This window comes from Shinella sp. R2-11, from assembly GCF_055330205.1.
Window position 1 is genome coordinate 188698 of the sequence record NZ_JBVAPC010000007.1, and the last position, 14089, is coordinate 202786.

Annotated in this window: 15 protein-coding genes and 1 tRNA gene; 5 read left to right on the top strand and 11 right to left on the bottom strand. The window is 66.7% G+C overall.

Annotated features, from left to right (window positions below; translation table 11 throughout):
* Positions 1-12: 12 nt before the first annotated feature.
* From gdhA to ACZ1A1_RS18345, 4 genes are all read right to left on the bottom strand, one after another.
* A complete protein-coding gene (gdhA, locus tag ACZ1A1_RS18330; protein WP_463621034.1) occupies positions 13-1365 on the bottom strand; it encodes an NADP-specific glutamate dehydrogenase in 1353 nt (450 codons plus the stop codon).
* 90 nt (positions 1366-1455) lie between these two features.
* A complete protein-coding gene (locus ACZ1A1_RS18335; protein ID WP_463621035.1) occupies positions 1456-2598 on the bottom strand; it encodes an HPP family protein in 1143 nt (380 codons plus the stop codon).
* Between the two features lie 192 nt (positions 2599-2790).
* Positions 2791-2877 (bottom strand) — tRNA-Leu (locus ACZ1A1_RS18340).
* 91 nt (positions 2878-2968) lie between these two features.
* Complete coding sequence (locus tag ACZ1A1_RS18345; RefSeq protein ID WP_463621036.1) at positions 2969-4399, bottom strand: phosphohexomutase domain-containing protein; 1431 nt, start codon at positions 4397-4399, stop codon at positions 2969-2971.
* Positions 4400-4546: 147 nt separating this feature from the next.
* On the opposite strand from ACZ1A1_RS18345, the gene ACZ1A1_RS18350 reads away from it, so the two are divergent.
* Positions 4547-4933 (top strand): BA14K family protein, encoded by a 387-nt coding sequence (locus ACZ1A1_RS18350; protein ID WP_313195711.1) that lies wholly within the window; start codon positions 4547-4549, stop codon positions 4931-4933.
* Positions 4934-4988: 55 nt separating this feature from the next.
* On the opposite strand, the gene ACZ1A1_RS18355 is transcribed toward ACZ1A1_RS18350, so the two are convergent.
* Positions 4989-5288, bottom strand: coding sequence for an Rdx family protein (locus tag ACZ1A1_RS18355; protein ID WP_119257296.1), 300 nt, complete (start codon positions 5286-5288; stop codon positions 4989-4991).
* 179 nt (positions 5289-5467) lie between these two features.
* Here ACZ1A1_RS18355 and ACZ1A1_RS18360 point away from each other — a divergent pair, with 179 nt between their 5' ends.
* Positions 5468-5917 carry a DoxX family protein gene (locus ACZ1A1_RS18360; protein WP_313195709.1) on the top strand — a complete coding sequence of 150 codons (450 nt, stop codon included), beginning with the start codon at positions 5468-5470 and terminating at the stop codon, positions 5915-5917.
* 17 nt (positions 5918-5934) lie between these two features.
* On the opposite strand, the gene ACZ1A1_RS18365 is transcribed toward ACZ1A1_RS18360, so the two are convergent.
* Positions 5935-6306: a response regulator gene (locus ACZ1A1_RS18365; protein ID WP_415214867.1), complete on the bottom strand. Its 372-nt coding sequence runs from the start codon at positions 6304-6306 to the stop codon at positions 5935-5937.
* 168 nt (positions 6307-6474) lie between these two features.
* Between ACZ1A1_RS18365 and ACZ1A1_RS18370 the strand changes: the two genes are divergently transcribed.
* Complete coding sequence (locus ACZ1A1_RS18370; RefSeq protein WP_460929265.1) at positions 6475-7236, top strand: Crp/Fnr family transcriptional regulator; 762 nt, start codon at positions 6475-6477, stop codon at positions 7234-7236.
* Positions 7237-7239: 3 nt separating this feature from the next.
* On the opposite strand, the gene pyrC is transcribed toward ACZ1A1_RS18370, so the two are convergent.
* The 5 genes from pyrC to ACZ1A1_RS18395 form a co-directional block, all read right to left on the bottom strand.
* Complete coding sequence (gene pyrC / locus ACZ1A1_RS18375) at positions 7240-8280, bottom strand: dihydroorotase (protein ID WP_463621037.1); 1041 nt, start codon at positions 8278-8280, stop codon at positions 7240-7242.
* Between the two features lie 60 nt (positions 8281-8340).
* Positions 8341-8964 carry a nucleoside triphosphate hydrolase gene (locus ACZ1A1_RS18380; RefSeq protein ID WP_463621038.1) on the bottom strand — a complete coding sequence of 208 codons (624 nt, stop codon included), beginning with the start codon at positions 8962-8964 and terminating at the stop codon, positions 8341-8343.
* The gene (locus tag ACZ1A1_RS18385) at positions 8961-9737 is read right to left on the bottom strand and encodes an ATP-binding cassette domain-containing protein (RefSeq protein ID WP_234186909.1); all 777 of its coding nucleotides are present in this window, start codon (positions 9735-9737) and stop codon (positions 8961-8963) included. The genes ACZ1A1_RS18380 and ACZ1A1_RS18385 overlap by 4 nt, the downstream gene beginning before the upstream one ends.
* Entirely contained in the window at positions 9737-10855 is a 1119-nt protein-coding gene (locus tag ACZ1A1_RS18390) for an ABC transporter permease (protein WP_463621039.1), read from the bottom strand. Before ACZ1A1_RS18390 ends, ACZ1A1_RS18385 begins: the two co-directional genes overlap by 1 nt.
* Positions 10856-11115: 260 nt before the next feature.
* Positions 11116-12141 (bottom strand): sugar ABC transporter substrate-binding protein, encoded by a 1026-nt coding sequence (locus tag ACZ1A1_RS18395; RefSeq protein ID WP_119257288.1) that lies wholly within the window; start codon positions 12139-12141, stop codon positions 11116-11118.
* 286 nt (positions 12142-12427) lie between these two features.
* Between ACZ1A1_RS18395 and ACZ1A1_RS18400 the strand changes: the two genes are divergently transcribed.
* Both ACZ1A1_RS18400 and ACZ1A1_RS18405 read left to right on the top strand, forming a co-directional pair.
* A complete protein-coding gene (locus ACZ1A1_RS18400) occupies positions 12428-13657 on the top strand; it encodes an ROK family transcriptional regulator (RefSeq protein ID WP_415214872.1) in 1230 nt (409 codons plus the stop codon).
* On the top strand, positions 13657-14085 hold the full coding sequence (locus ACZ1A1_RS18405; RefSeq protein WP_463621040.1) for an RbsD/FucU family protein: 429 nt from the start codon (positions 13657-13659) through the stop codon (positions 14083-14085). The genes ACZ1A1_RS18400 and ACZ1A1_RS18405 overlap by 1 nt, the downstream gene beginning before the upstream one ends.
* The last annotated feature ends 4 nt before the right edge of the window (positions 14086-14089 follow it).

Below are 14089 nucleotides of genomic sequence, written 5' to 3' on the forward strand. Positions count from 1 at the left end.
CGCTCAGGGCGATCAGATGACACCCTGGGCGCGCATCGCTTCGGCCACGCGGGTAAAGCCTGCGATGTTGGCGCCGAGCACGTAGTTGCCCTTGGCGCCATATTCCTCGGCTGTCGCCGCGCAGCGGTTATGGATGCCTTCCATAATCTGGCCGAGACGCGCGCGCGCGGTCTCGAAGCTCCAGCTGTCGCGGCTGGCGTTCTGCTGCATTTCCAGCGCCGAGGTGGCGACGCCGCCGGCATTGGCCGCCTTGCCGGGGCCGAAGAGCACGCCCGATTCCTGGAAGGCGCGCACGGCTTCCGGGGTCGAGGGCATGTTGGCGCCTTCGGCGACGGCGATGACGCCGTTCTTGATCAGCGCGCGGGCATCCTTGCCGGACAGCTCGTTCTGCGTGGCGCAGGGCAGCGCGACCTCGCAGGGTACGTCCCAGATCGAGCCCTTGCCGGTCGGAATGAAATGCGAGCCCTTCTTGACGCGGCCATATTCCACCATGCGCTCGCGGCGCACTTCCTTGATGTCCTTGACGAGATCGAGGTCGATGCCTTCCTCGTCGACGATGTAGCCGCTGCTGTCCGAGCAGGCGACGACCTTGGCGCCATAGGCAATGGCCTGTTCCATGGCGTAGATCGCGACATTGCCCGAGCCGGAGACGGTGACCCGCTTGCCGGAGAAGTCGGTGCCCTTGGTGGAGAGCATGGCCTGGGTGAAGTAGACCGCGCCGTAGCCAGTCGCTTCCTTGCGCACCAGCGAGCCGCCATAGCTGAGGCCCTTGCCGGTGAAGACGCCGGCTTCGAACCGGTTGGTGAGGCGCTTGTACTGGCCGAACATCCAGCCGATCTCGCGGCCGCTGACGCCGATATCGCCAGCCGGCACGTCCGTATGCTCGCCGAGATGGCGGTGCAGCTCTGTCATGAAGGACTGGCAGAAGCGCATGATCTCGAGGTCGGACTTGCCCTTGGGGTCGAAGTCCGAGCCGCCCTTACCGCCGCCGATCGGCAGGCCCGTCAGCGCGTTCTTGAAGATCTGCTCGAAGCCGAGGAACTTGATGATGCCGAGATTGACGGAGGGGTGGAAGCGGAGGCCGCCCTTATAGGGACCCAGCGCCGAGTTGAACTGCACGCGAAAACCGCGGTTGATCTGCACCTGGCCCCTGTCGTCGATCCACGGCACGCGGAAGATGATCTGGCGCTCCGGCTCGCAGATGCGCTCGATCAGCGCGTCCGTCAGATAGCCGGGATGCTTGGAGACGACCTGGCCCAGGCTTTCCAGCACTTCGCGCACCGCCTGGTGGAATTCCGGTTCCGCCGGGTTGCGCTGCAGCACCTGGGCAAGGATGGGTTCAAGCTTCTCGTCGACAGTCGCCATGGCGATACTCCTTTCGTCTCTCTCGGTCTCACATTTTCTGAATGGGGCCGCCGCTCTGCCGGGCGGCGGGATGACATCGTGCGGGCATTTTCAGATCCCCTGCCCGTGGCCGGACATCAGGCCGGGCGAGCCGGTCTGGGAAAGGCTCTTCGCGAGCGTGGCCAGAAGATCGGTCTGGGAGATGATGCCGACGACGCGGCGCGCCTCGTCGATCACCACGACCGCGTGGATCATGCCGTCGGTGAGGCGCGGGATGAGACCGATCGCCCGGTCCGTAGGGCTAGCCGTCGCGGCCTCGGAAACCGGCAGGTGGGCGGAGGGCGCCATGGCGGCGAGCTCGCGCAGCCCCACCGTGCCGACCAGCCGGCCGCCGTCGAGCACCGGCAGCGTGCGGATGTCGTGTTCGAGGAGGAGCGTGCGCGCCTCGTCGGCGGTGGCTCCCGCCTCGACCGTCACCACGTCGCGGGACATGATGTCGGCGCAGGTGAGCTCGCCGCGCTGGCGCAGCAGCGCCTGCAGCTCGACCTGCCGCAACAGGGTGTCGAGGTCGGCGCGGCTGATGTCGAGCGTCTCGTTGAGATTGGCGACGGCGGCGTCGATATCCTCGGTGTTGAAGCCGACGCGGAAGGCGGCCGGCGGATCGGCCGTCTTGTGCGTGTTGACGGGGGCGACCGTCTGGCGGTGCGGATACTGCCGTCCGGAAAGGCGATGGAACACGATACCGAGGGCGACCAGCATCATCGAATTGAGGGCGACCGGCACCAGCGGAAACCAGAAGCCGGCCCGGGTGACCGCCGCCCCGCCGATGACCGCGGTGAGCGCCGCGGCGCCGCCCGGCGGATGCAGCGAGCGGGTGAGCGACATGGCAAGGATCGCGAGCGCCACGGCAAGGCCGATGGCGATGGCCGGGTCCTTGACGAGCGCCAGCACCGTCACGCCGACGAAAGCGGAAATCGTGTTGCCGCCGACGATGGACCAGGGCTGGGCCAGCGGACTTGCCGGCACCGCGAAGAGCAGCACGGCCGAGGCACCGATGGGCGCGACGATCAGCGGCAGGTGGATGTCGTTGCCCATGAAATAGCCACAGACGAGGCCGGTGAGGCAAATGCCGATCAGGGCCCCGAGGCAGCCGATGAGGCGTTCCTTGAGCGTGGCGCCGGCGAGAATGGGACTGAACAGCCGGAATTTAGACAGAATGCCCGCTTTTCGGGCATCGTGTTGAGATTGGCCCACGATGATCCTGATGTCAGAAAGGCAGATGATTATTTTCTAGGCTTATGTGCCGATCGCGCCCGTCACGCAAGGGCGCGAGGGGAAGATTCTGCTTTGCCGGAAAAGAAGCGGTGCGAGCCTATCGCAGGGCAACAAAAAAGCCCGGCAAAGCCGGGCTTTTTTAGCACATTCCGGAAATCCGGAACGGGAATTTGGTGCCCAGAAGAGGACTCGAACCTCCACACCCTTTCGAGTACCAGCACCTGAAGCTGGCGCGTCTACCAATTCCGCCATCTGGGCGACGGAGAGCCATGTAGAAGGCCCGCCCTCCGGTGTCAACAGGCTTTTTGAAGTTTTCGCAACAGCTTGGCGAAAAGCTTCGGAAACCCGCTCAGCGGCTCATCGCCCATTCGCGGATGCGGGCAAGGCCGGCCGCCAGCAGGCGGGCGGCGGCGGCCTCGTCGGCGGCCTCCACGTAGCAGCGCATTTCCGGCGCGTTGCCGGAGGGGCGGAAATGGATGACGCTCGCATCCTCCAGCGTCACGCGCAGCCCGTCGATATCGCTTACCTTCTGCGGCACGCCGATGGGCGCGAGGAAGGCGGCGAGCGGGCCGGCGCCCGACCGCAGCTCCGCCATCAGCGCGGCGCTCGTTTCGACCGGGACATTCTCCAGCCGGTCGCTCGCGGCGGCCGGCAGCGCAAAGCCGGCGGCGATCCACGAGAGCGGGCGCTCCTCGGCGGCCCCCAGCGCCAGCACGGCGAGGATCGGCATCAGGCTGTCGCGGGTCGGCAGCGGCGCGAGCGTTTCGCCGTTCACCGTGAAGGGCGTCGCGGTCAGCGTTCCGCCATTGGCCTCGAAGCCGGCAACGGCGGTCTCGCCCGCGGCGACCGCCTCGTTCATCGCAGCGATCACATAGGGCGAGCCGACTTTCGTGCGCAGCACCCTGCCGCCGATCGCGGCCTCTATGCCGGAATTGGAGGTGACGGGGGTCGCGACGACGCTCGCGCCGAGGAAACGGCTGGCGATGAGGCCGACGAGGTCGCCGCGGATCGGCGTGCCGGTCTCGTCGGCGACGAGCGGCCGGTCGCCGTCGCCATCGGCGGAGACGATCGCATGCAGGCCGTGCTCCAGCGCCCATTGCTGCAGCAGCGCGACGGTCTCGCCGGAGACCGCCTCGGTATCCACCGGAACGAAGCTCTCCGACCGGCCGAGCGTGACGACATCCGCGCCGTAACAAGCGAGCACCGAGACGAAGAGATCGCGCGCCACCGTGGAATGCTGGTAGACGCCGACGCGAAGGCCGGAGAGGCTGCCTTCCGGCAGGAGCCTGCGGTTGCGCTCGCCATAGAGCGCCATGGCGGCGTCGTGACGATCCTCGGCGCTTTCCTCAGCGGCGTCGAAGACCGTGCCTTCGGCGCGGATCGCCGCGGCGGCGGCGGTGATCGCCACCTCGTCCGCCTTGTCGATCTCGCCGTCCGGCCGGTAGAACTTGATGCCGTTTCGGTCGGCGGGAATGTGCGAGCCGGTCACCATCAGGCAGGCGGCGCGGCTTTGGAGGCCAAGCAGGGCGAGCGCCGGCGTCGGCAGCGCGCCGCAATCGCGCGGGGCAAGGCCCGCCTTGCGCAGCGCGGCGATGGCGATGGCGGAAATGGCGGGGCTGGAGGCGCGGAAGTCGCGGCCGATCAGGATCTCGTCGCCCGGCCGGGCAAGGCCGGCCGCCAGGAGATGGCGCGCGAAGGCCGTGGCGTAGAGCGCGCTTGCCGGGCCTTCCAGATCCACCGACAGGCCGCGCAGGCCACTGGTTCCGAATTTCAGGCTCATGCTGTCCTCACGCCTCTTGCGGATCGAAAATCCGGCGATACATCCCCTTCATGCAGGGTCGCGATCATGAATAAAACAAAATGCGTGAACGTAATACAAAGCAGGGACGTGACCGGGAAATATCCCGCCAGAAACAGTGAGGATCACATGTCGAAGATTCGAAATCTCGTTTTCGGTTGCGCAATGGGCATCGCCTCCGCAATCGCGCCCATGGGGGCGGCCGAGGCCGTCCCGCTCGCCGTGCCGGACATGAAGGCACAGGCGCAAAACAACGTCACCGAGGCCCAGTTCTGCGTCGGCTATGGCTGCGGCTGGGAGCGCCGCCCCTATTACCGGCGCCACCACTACCGGCCCTATTACGGCTACGAGCGGCGCTACTATCGCCCGCGCTACGAGCGGCCCCGCTATTATGGCGGCGGACGGAGCGCGCATGTGCGCTGGTGCCTCAACCGTTACCGCACCTACGATCCGGGCAGCAATCGCTACCATGCGGGCGGCGGCATCTACCGGGTGTGCTATTCGCCCTACCGGTAAGCGCAAAGCCGGACCGATATTCATGAACGGCGGGTTCCGGCCCGCCGTTTTCGTTTCACGGATGGTCGCTGCCGGCGCGGTCGGTATGCCCGAGATCGCGCTCCGGCTCGATGATGTCGCGCACGCGCTGCTTCAGCTCCTTCGGGCCGGGAAAACCGCCGTCGCGCTTGCGCTCCCAGACGAGCGCCTCGCCGACGCGGATCTCGAAATTGCCGCCGGTGCCGGGAACGAGCGCCACTTCGCCGAGCGAATCGGAGAAGGTCGACAGCAGCTCCTGGGCCATCCAGCCCGCGCGGAGCAGCCAGTTGCACTGGGTGCAATACAATATGGAAACACGCGGCTTCTGCCCGGACATGCCGATCTCCTTCATCGATCCGCGCAGCATATAGCAGCAGGCCGCGCTTGGCACGCCGCGCATCGCGGCCGCTCACGTAAATGTCACCTCATTTTATCAAGTTTTGTCACGGGACATCTTGCCGCGGCCGATTCCATCGCGGAGAGGTATTGCAATGCAACATTCCGACAGGAGCCTCCATGACCGAGCTTGCCACCAACCGTCCCCGCCTCATCGTTCCCGCGCTCGGCGGCCTCTATGCCGCTCTGCATGACGGCGCCGAAACGATCCTGCGCGTGGCCGCCGGCCTGCTTCTCGCCACCCACGGCTATGGCAAGATCCTCAATCCCTTCGGCGCGAGCGGCATGGTGGAGAGCCTCGGCTTCTATCCGGGCGCCTTCTGGTCGCCGCTGCTTTCGGCGACCGAGTTCTTCGGCGGCATCCTGATCGCGATCGGCCTCTTCACGCGCCCGGCCGCCTTCGCCGCGACGATCGTGCTGGCCGTCACCGTCTATTTCCATGGCGTGGTGCAGGGCGAAGGCCTGATGGGCGCCGAGAAGTCGATCCTCTGGACGCTCATCCTGTTCTTCTTCGTGATCCGCGGCGCCAACGGCCATTCCGTCGACGCGAAGCTCGGCCGCCAGTTCTGATCGGCCAACCGGAACGGCTACGGCCTCTGCCGCAGCCGTTCCCGGACGAGCGCGAGCAGTGTCTCGCCGTCATAGGGCTTGCGGGCGACGGGAATGACCTCGAAACCCTCCACGCCCCCGGTATGAAGATCGCCGAGGCTGGTGAACAGCAGCGGCACGCGCGCCTCCACCAGCCGTTCGATGCGCCTGATCACCGGCGATGCGTCGAGCGGCACATCGAACAGGCAGAGATCGACATCCGCCAGCGCCGCCGCGTCCCATTGGTCGATCTGCTCCGGCCGGAGTAGCGTGATACGGCAATCGAGTGCCGACTTGATCAGATATTCCGCATCGAGCGCGATCAGGAACTCGCGTTCGGCGATCAAGATGTGCGGCAGAGAAGGCTTCATGGCGCCCGCACTCCTATCCATGTGTGGAACCGCGAAGGGAGCGGTTCGGGAGGGCGGACTGTGGGCCGGGGGCCGGGGGGTGTCATTTAAATAAGACATAGTGCCTGCGCGATGGAACAAGCGCGCGCGTGCCGCGTTTGCATGGCCAGTCCCGAGAGCGGAGGCACGATGGCGAGCGGAACGGCGGCCAACCAAAAAACCCGATGGCGCACGCCTTGCCAGCAGTGTCCCCTGCGCAGTCTTCCGGATTTCCGCGATTTTTCAGCGAAGGAGCTGGATTTCGTCTCGCAGTTCAAGAGCGGGGAGCTGTCTGCCGAGCGCGGCGCGACGATCCTCGTCGAGGGCATGCACAGCGCCCATCTTTTCACCGTGCTCTCCGGCTGGGCGTTCCGCTACAAGCTGCTGCCGGACGGGCGGCGTCAGATCATGAACTATGTGCTGCCCGGCGACCTGATCGGCCTTCAGGGCAGCCTGATGGGCGAGTTGGACCATTCCGTCGAGGCGCTGACATCCGTGACGCTCTGTCTCTTCGAGCGCTCCAAGCTGGACCGGCTTTTCGAGCGCCATGCCTCGCTCGCCTACGATCTCACCTGGATCGCGGCGCAGGAGGAGCGCATCCTCGACGAGCACCTGCTCAGCGTGGGGCGGCGCACGGCGCTGGAGCGCACCGCCTATCTCATTTCCTTCCTGCACCAGCGCGCCCATCTATCCGGCATGAACGGCGGAAAGCGGGTCATCCCGATCACCCAGCAGCATGTCGCCGACACGCTCGGCCTCTCGCTCGTCCACACGAACAAGACGCTGCGCAAGCTGGCGGACCGCAAGCTGATGCGCTGGCAGGACCGCGGCTGCGAGATCCTCGACCCCGAGGGACTGCTGGTGCTGGCGGGATGGGAAGGGCTGCAGCGCGGGCCGCGGCCCTTCATCTAGTCGCTACACGACATCCCAGTGCAGCGGGAACATCGGGTCGAACACCGTCACCGGCCCCGCCCCCGTCTCGATCTTCGCGGGGAAGGACACCGCTTCCTCGCGCCGGACGAGGCGGATCGTCTCCTCGTTCGCCGGCAGGCCGTACCAGGCCGGGCCGTTCAGCGAGGCGAAGGCTTCGAGCCTGTCGAGCGCGCCGTCCTGTTCGAAGACATGAGCAAGGCAGCTCATCGTGTTGATCGAGGTATAGACGCCGGCGCAGCCGCAGGCGCATTCCTTCAGCGGATCGACATGCGGCGCGCTGTCCGTGCCGAGGAAGAAGCGCCTGTCGCCGGAGGTCGCGGCGACGCGCAGCGCCAGCCGGTGCTCCTCGCGCTTGGCGACGGGCAGGCAGTAGTAATGCGGCTTGATGCCGCCGACGAGGATGGCGTTGCGGTTGATGATCAGGTGGTGGGTGGTGATCGAGCCGGCGAGGTTGTCCTTCGCCGCCCTGATGTAGTCGACGCCGTTCTTCGTCGTCACATGCTCCATGGTGACGCGCAGCTCGGGCAGGCGTTTGCGCAGCGGGTCCAGCACCGTGTCAATGAACACGGCCTCGCGGTCGAAGATGTCGATCTCCGGCGTCGTGACCTCGCCGTGCACGCAGAGCGTCAGGCCGATCTTCGCCATGCGCTCCAGCACCGGCATTGCCTTTTCGATATCGCGCACGCCGCCATGGGAATTGGTGGTCGCGCCGGCCGGATAGAGTTTCACCGCACGGATCAGGCCGCTTTTGTAGCCGGCTTCGACGTCGTCGGGATCGGTGTGCTCGGTGAGGTAGAGCGTCATCAGCGGCTCGAACCTGTCGCCCTTCGGCACGGCGGCGAGGATGCGGTCGCGGTAGGCCGTGGCGTCGGCGGTGGTCACGACCGGCGGCACGAGGTTCGGCATGATGATGGCGCGGGCGAAATGGCGGCTGGTGTCGCCGATCACGCCTTCGAGCATGGCCCCGTCGCGCAGGTGCAGGTGCCAGTCGTCGGGCCGGCGGATGGTGAGTTCATGGGTCATCGGCGTCTCTCCGCGTCTTTGCGGCTGCGATAGCATCCGCGCGCCGCAAGGACAATCGCCTCAAAACACGTCGATATGGAGATCGGCGGGGCGGGAGTTCTCCAGGATGCGCTTTCCGTTCGGCAGGTCGTTGCCGTAGAGCTTCCAGCCGATCTGGTCCTCGGGCAGCGCATAGCCCTGCCAGCGCCGGCGCAGCCGCTCCTCCAGCACAGGATAGGGCGGACCGACGAAGATGGTGAAGTCGAAGATGCCGTCGAGCCTGTCCCACGGCGCATCCTTGAAGAGCAGGTAGTTGCCTTCGGCGAGGATGAAGCGCGTTTCCTTCGGGATGGCGCGGGCGGCGTTGATGGCGATCTCGCGCGAGCGGTCGAAGACCGGCACGAGCACTTCGCCCTCGGCCCGCTTCAGCGCGTGGACGATATCGGCGAAGCCGCGGGCATCGAAGCTCTCCGGCACGCCCTTGCGCGGCAGCAGGCCCCGGGCGGCAAGGATGCCGTTATCCATGTGGAAGCCGTCCATCGGCAGGATCTCGGCGCTCTCGCCCCGGGCGAGCAGGCCGTCGCGAAGGGCTTCGGCCAGCGTCGACTTGCCGGCGGCCGGCGGGCCGGCGAGGCCGACGAGGAAGCGGCGCGCGTCCCCCGCGCGCCGCAAGAGTGCATCCACGATCGTGGCAGGCGAGATCATGCGGCAATGGCCTCCGGCACCTTGGCCCCCGTCATGAAGGCGACGGCATCCGACATGGTGTAGTCCTTCGGGTCGATGACGGTCAATCGCCGGCCGAGGCGGTGGATATGGATGCGGTCCGCCACCTCGAAGACATGCGGCATGTTGTGCGAGATGAGCACGATGGGGATGCCGCGCCGGCGCACGTCGAGGATGAGCTCCAGCACGCGCCGGCTCTCCTTGACGCCGAGCGCCGCCGTCGGCTCGTCGAGGATGATGACCTTGGAGCCGAAGGCCGCCGCGCGGGCCACGGCCACGCCCTGGCGCTGGCCGCCCGAAAGCGTCTCCACCGCCTGGTTGATGTTCTGGATCGTCATCAGGCCGAGTTCGGAAAGCTTGTCGCGGGCGAATTTCTCCATCGCGCTCCGGTCGAGCTTGCGGAAGACGCTGCCCATGACGCCGGGCTTCCTGATCTCGCGGCCGAGGAACATGTTGTCGGCGATGGACAGCGCCGGCGAGAGCGCGAGGTTCTGGTAAACGGTCTCGATGCCGGCTTTCTGCGCGTCGATGGGCGAGCGGAAGCTGACCGGCTGGCCTTCGAGGCGAATCTCGCCCTCGTCCGGCGTGATGGCGCCGGAAATGGCCTTGATCATCGAGGACTTGCCCGCGCCGTTGTCGCCGATCACGGCGAGGATCTCGCCGGGATAGAGGTCGAAGTCGGCATTGTCGAGGGCGGTGACGCGGCCGTATCGCTTGACCAGACCGCGTGCGGTGAGAATGGGTTCAAGAGCCATCAGCCTGCTACCTTTCTGATCCACTGGTCGATTGCCACTGCCGAGATGATGAGGACGCCGATCAGGAGATAGGTCCATTGCGGGTCCGTGCCGATGAGGCGAAGGCCGAGCGAGAAGACGCCGACGATGAGCGCGCCGAAGATCATGCCGAGGATCGAGCCGCGCCCACCGAAGAGCGAGAGGCCGCCGATCACCACCGCCGTGATGGATTCGATGTTGGCGAACTGGCCGGCGGTCGGCGAGACCGAGCCGATGCGGCCGATGAGCGCCCAGCCGGCGAGCGCGCAGATGAGGCCGGACAGCGTATAGACCGAGACCAGCATGCGCTTGACGTTGACGCCGGCCAGCTCCGCCGCGTCGGGATCGTCGCCGACCGCATAGACATGGCGGCCCCAGGCGGTGTGGTTCAGCACGTACCAGAGGACGGCGACGAGCAGCACCATGGCGATGACGCCATAGGTGAAGACCGCGCTGCCGAGCTTCAGGTTGTTGCCGAAGAACTGGAGAAGCGGGGCCTGCGTGGCGATGTCCTGCGAGCGGATCGTCTCGTTGGCCGAATAGAGGAAGTTGGAGGCGAGGATGATCTGCCACATGCCGAGCGTGACGATGAAGGGCGGCAGCTTCATGCGGGCGACGAGCAGGCCGTTGATATAGCCGCAGAGCGCGCCGCAGGCCAGGCCGCAGGCGACCGCCACCACCGGCGGCAAGCCGTAGCGAAAGGTGAACTGGCCCATGACCACGGAGGAGAGCACCATGATCGCGCCGACCGAAAGGTCGATGCCCGCGGTCAGGATCACCAGCGTCTGCGCCGCGCCGACGATGCCGACGATCGCCACCTGCTGGAGGATGAGCGTCAGCGTGAAGGCGGAGAAGAACTTGCCGCCGAGAACGGCGCCGAACACCGCCACCGATAGCACCAGCACGATCAGCGGCACCGCCGATGGGCTGCCGTGCAGGAAATGCTGGAACTTCTGGATGGCCGTCTTGTCGCTCGTGTCGAAGGAGGCCACCTGCGTCGAACTGCCGGTGAGCACCTTCTCGAATTCCTGCGAGGGCTGCGAGCCCTGCGAGGGTTGCGAACCCTGCGATGGCCCTGAGGCCGCCGTCGTTTCACTCATGATCCTGTTCCTCCCTTCCGTGTGCCGGCCGTCGCGGCATTGCCGGATGAAATGATGCACGGACGCATCGCGCGCACCTGCCGCCTGGAAGCGGTCCTCCCCTGCGAATGCGGCATTGCCGCCATTCGCCCTGGAAGGGTGCCCACGTCTTTTCGCGATTGTCAAAAGAAGGGTGCGCTCGGGGCCGTTCACCCGGAAATCACCACCCGATCCGTCCGTGGCGGATGGCCGGCCCGGTCATGCCGGGCCGGCGCCAGGGCTTAGCCCCAGCACTTGTCCTTGCCGGCCTTGGTATCGATGGAATCGACGCCCTCTGCCGGCTTGTCGGTGACGAGCGCGACGCCCGTGTCGAAGAAGTCCTTGCCTTCCGTGGCCTTCGGCTTCTCGCCGGTGTCGGCGAACTTCTTGATCGCCTCGATGCCGAGGGCGGCCATCATCAGCGGATATTGCTGCGAGGTCGCGCCGATGACGCCGTCCGCGACGTTCTGCACGCCCGGGCAACCGCCGTCGACGGAGACGATCAGCACGTCCTTCTCGCGGCCGACGGCCTTCAGCGCCTCATAGGCACCGGCGGCGGCCGGCTCGTTGATCGTGTGCACGACGTTGATCGTCGGATCCTTCTGCAGGAGGTTTTCCATGGCGGTGCGGCCGCCTTCCTCGTTGCCGTTGGTCACGTCGTGGCCGACGATGCGCGGATCGTCCTCGTCGCCGATCTTGTTGATGTCCTTCACGTCGATGCCGAAGCCCTTCATGAAGCCCTGGTCGCGCAGCACGTCGACCGACGGCTGGGAGGGCGTCAGGTCGAGGAAGGCGACCTTGGCGTCCTTGGCGGCGTCGCCGAGCGTGGCGGCGGCCCACTTGCCGATCAGCTCGCCGGCCAGCAGGTTGTCGGTGGCGAAGGTCATGTCGGCGGCGTCGAGCGGCTCGAGCGGGGTGTCGAGGGCGATGACCAGCATGCCGGCGTCACGCGCCTTCTGCACGGAGGGAACGATGCCCTTGGTGTCGGATGCGGTGATCAGGATGCCCTTCGCGCCGTCGGCGATGCAGGTCTCGATCGCCGCGACCTGGCTTTCGCTGTCGCCGTCGATCTTGCCGGCATAGGCCTTCAGCGTGACGCCGAGTTCCTTGGCCTTGGCTTCGGCGCCTTCCTTCATCTTGACGAAGAAGGGATTGGTGTCGGTCTTGGTGATCAGGCAGGCGCTGACATCGGCGGCGGAAGCCGGCGAAGAAAAGGCCACGCCGAGCGCAAGCGCGCCGAGAGCGGCGGAAACGATGGTCTTCTTCATGTAATCCTCCCAAGGACGAAACGGGATGCGCCCCTCTCCTGGGGGCATCCGGTCGCAGGAGCCGGCGGTTCCTCCACCGGCCAACCGTGCTTCCGATGGTGATGAGACCACCAAAAGAAATGCCTGTCAATAAATAAATCGAATTGAATTATTAATTCGATGTGGCATGCTGCGGGCAAAGAAGGGGTGGAAGCCCTGGCTGCATCGTTTCCGGTGGAAGAGCGGAGCGTCAGCCGGTAAGAGGACCGGGATCGGCGCATGGCGCCAACCGGCACGGGAGGAGACGATGAGAAAGCACGCTGCGGCGGCGCCCGCCGCGCCGGCCGAGATCCTCGATCCGAGCGGCGGCGCCAACCAGGTGCGCGTGCGCGCCTATAACGAGCGGCTCGTCATGTCGCTGGTGCGTCGGCACGGCAGCCTCTCCAAGGCCGAGATCGCCCGGCGCAGCGGCCTTTCCGCCCAGACTGTCACCGTCATCATGCGCGCGCTGGAGGCCGAGGGGCTGCTGGTGCGCGGCGCGCCGATGCGCGGCAAGGTGGGCCAGCCCTCGGTGCCCATGCTGCTCAACCCCGATGCCGTCTATTCCTTCGGGCTGAAGATCGGCCGCCGCAGCGCCGACCTCGTGATGATGGATTTCGTCGGCGGCATCCGCCGGCAGGTGCGCCGCACCTTCCCCTATCCCATGCCCGGCCCGCTGCTCTCCTTCGTCGAGGAGGGGCTTGCCGAGCTGGAGGCCATGATCACGCCGGACGAGCGCGCCCGCATCGCCGGCCTCGGCGTCGCCGCGCCCTTCGAGCTGTGGAGCTGGGCCAGCGAGGTCGGCGCGCCGCAGGCCGACATGGACCAGTGGCGCGGCGTCGACCTCGGGGCGGAGATCGCCCGGCGCGTGCCCTATCCGGTCATGCTGCAGAACGACGCGACGAGCGCCTGCGCGGCCGAGCTCGTCTTCGGCCGCGGCCCGCAATATCCGGATTTCCTCTACCTCTTCATCGGCTCCTTCATCGGCGGCGGCGTGGTGCTGAACTCCGCGCTCTTCACCGGCCGCACCGGCACGGCGGGTGCCATCGGTCCGCTTCCCGTGCAGGGCCGCGACGGCGAGACGGTGCAGCTCCTCAAGATCGCCTCGATCTACCGCCTCGAAAACCTGTTGCGCCAGCACGGCATCGACCCCAAGCCGCTCTGGTACTCGCCGGACGGCTGGATCGACTTCGGCGCGCCGCTCGACATCTGGATCGACGACATGGCGGCGGCGCTCGCCCAGGCGGTCGTCGCGTCGGCCTCGGTCATCGACTTCTCGGCGGTGATCATCGACGGCGGCTTTCCCGAATGGGTGCGCGAGCGCGTCGTCGCCGAGACGAAGGCCGCCGTCGCCCGGCTCGACCTTCAGGGCGTCACCCTGCCGGATATCGTCGAAGGCGCTGTCGGCAGCCGCGCCCGCTCGATCGGCGGGGCCAGCCTTCCGCTCTTTTCCCGCTATCTTCCCGACCAGAACGTCCTCTTCAAGGAGCTTGCCTGATGCTGAAAGGCCTCGACCCCATCCTGAGCCCCGATCTGCTCTCGACGCTGCGCGCCATGGGCCACGGCGACGAGATCGCCATCGTTGACGGCAACTATCCGGGCGTCGAGCATGCGCGCCGGCTGGTGCGCCTTGATGGCGTGGCGCTGATCCCCGCGCTCGATGCCGTGCTTTCGGTCCTGCCCGTCGACGATTTCGTCGAGGAGGCGATCTTCCGCTCCACCTACCGGCAGGAGCGCGACCGGCTGGAGCCCGTGCACCGCGAGATCATCGACTGCTGCGCGCGGCACGAGCCGGACCGCGCCGTGGTGCCGCTGGTCGGCGCCGACTTCTACAACCGCGTGCGCGCCGCCCACACCATCGTCCAGACGAGCGAGCCGCGGCTCTATGCCAATGTCATCCTGCGCAAGGGCGTGATCTATCCATGATACC

Coding starts and splice junctions, on each gene's coding strand:
- pyrC (WP_463621037.1), bottom strand. CDS start 8,280: ATGACCCATGAACTCACCATCCGCCGGCCCGACGACTGGCACCTGCAC.
- ACZ1A1_RS18400 (WP_415214872.1), top strand. CDS start 12,428: ATGAGAAAGCACGCTGCGGCGGCGCCCGCCGCGCCGGCCGAGATCCTC.
- ACZ1A1_RS18390 (WP_463621039.1), bottom strand. CDS start 10,855: ATGAGTGAAACGACGGCGGCCTCAGGGCCATCGCAGGGTTCGCAACCC.
- ACZ1A1_RS18360 (WP_313195709.1), top strand. CDS start 5,468: ATGACCGAGCTTGCCACCAACCGTCCCCGCCTCATCGTTCCCGCGCTC.
- ACZ1A1_RS18345 (WP_463621036.1), bottom strand. CDS start 4,399: ATGAGCCTGAAATTCGGAACCAGTGGCCTGCGCGGCCTGTCGGTGGAT.
- ACZ1A1_RS18380 (WP_463621038.1), bottom strand. CDS start 8,964: ATGATCTCGCCTGCCACGATCGTGGATGCACTCTTGCGGCGCGCGGGG.
- ACZ1A1_RS18405 (WP_463621040.1), top strand. CDS start 13,657: ATGCTGAAAGGCCTCGACCCCATCCTGAGCCCCGATCTGCTCTCGACG.
- gdhA (WP_463621034.1), bottom strand. CDS start 1,365: ATGGCGACTGTCGACGAGAAGCTTGAACCCATCCTTGCCCAGGTGCTG.
- ACZ1A1_RS18370 (WP_460929265.1), top strand. CDS start 6,475: ATGGCGAGCGGAACGGCGGCCAACCAAAAAACCCGATGGCGCACGCCT.
- ACZ1A1_RS18365 (WP_415214867.1), bottom strand. CDS start 6,306: ATGAAGCCTTCTCTGCCGCACATCTTGATCGCCGAACGCGAGTTCCTG.
- ACZ1A1_RS18385 (WP_234186909.1), bottom strand. CDS start 9,737: ATGGCTCTTGAACCCATTCTCACCGCACGCGGTCTGGTCAAGCGATAC.
- ACZ1A1_RS18350 (WP_313195711.1), top strand. CDS start 4,547: ATGTCGAAGATTCGAAATCTCGTTTTCGGTTGCGCAATGGGCATCGCC.
- ACZ1A1_RS18395 (WP_119257288.1), bottom strand. CDS start 12,141: ATGAAGAAGACCATCGTTTCCGCCGCTCTCGGCGCGCTTGCGCTCGGC.
- ACZ1A1_RS18355 (WP_119257296.1), bottom strand. CDS start 5,288: ATGTCCGGGCAGAAGCCGCGTGTTTCCATATTGTATTGCACCCAGTGC.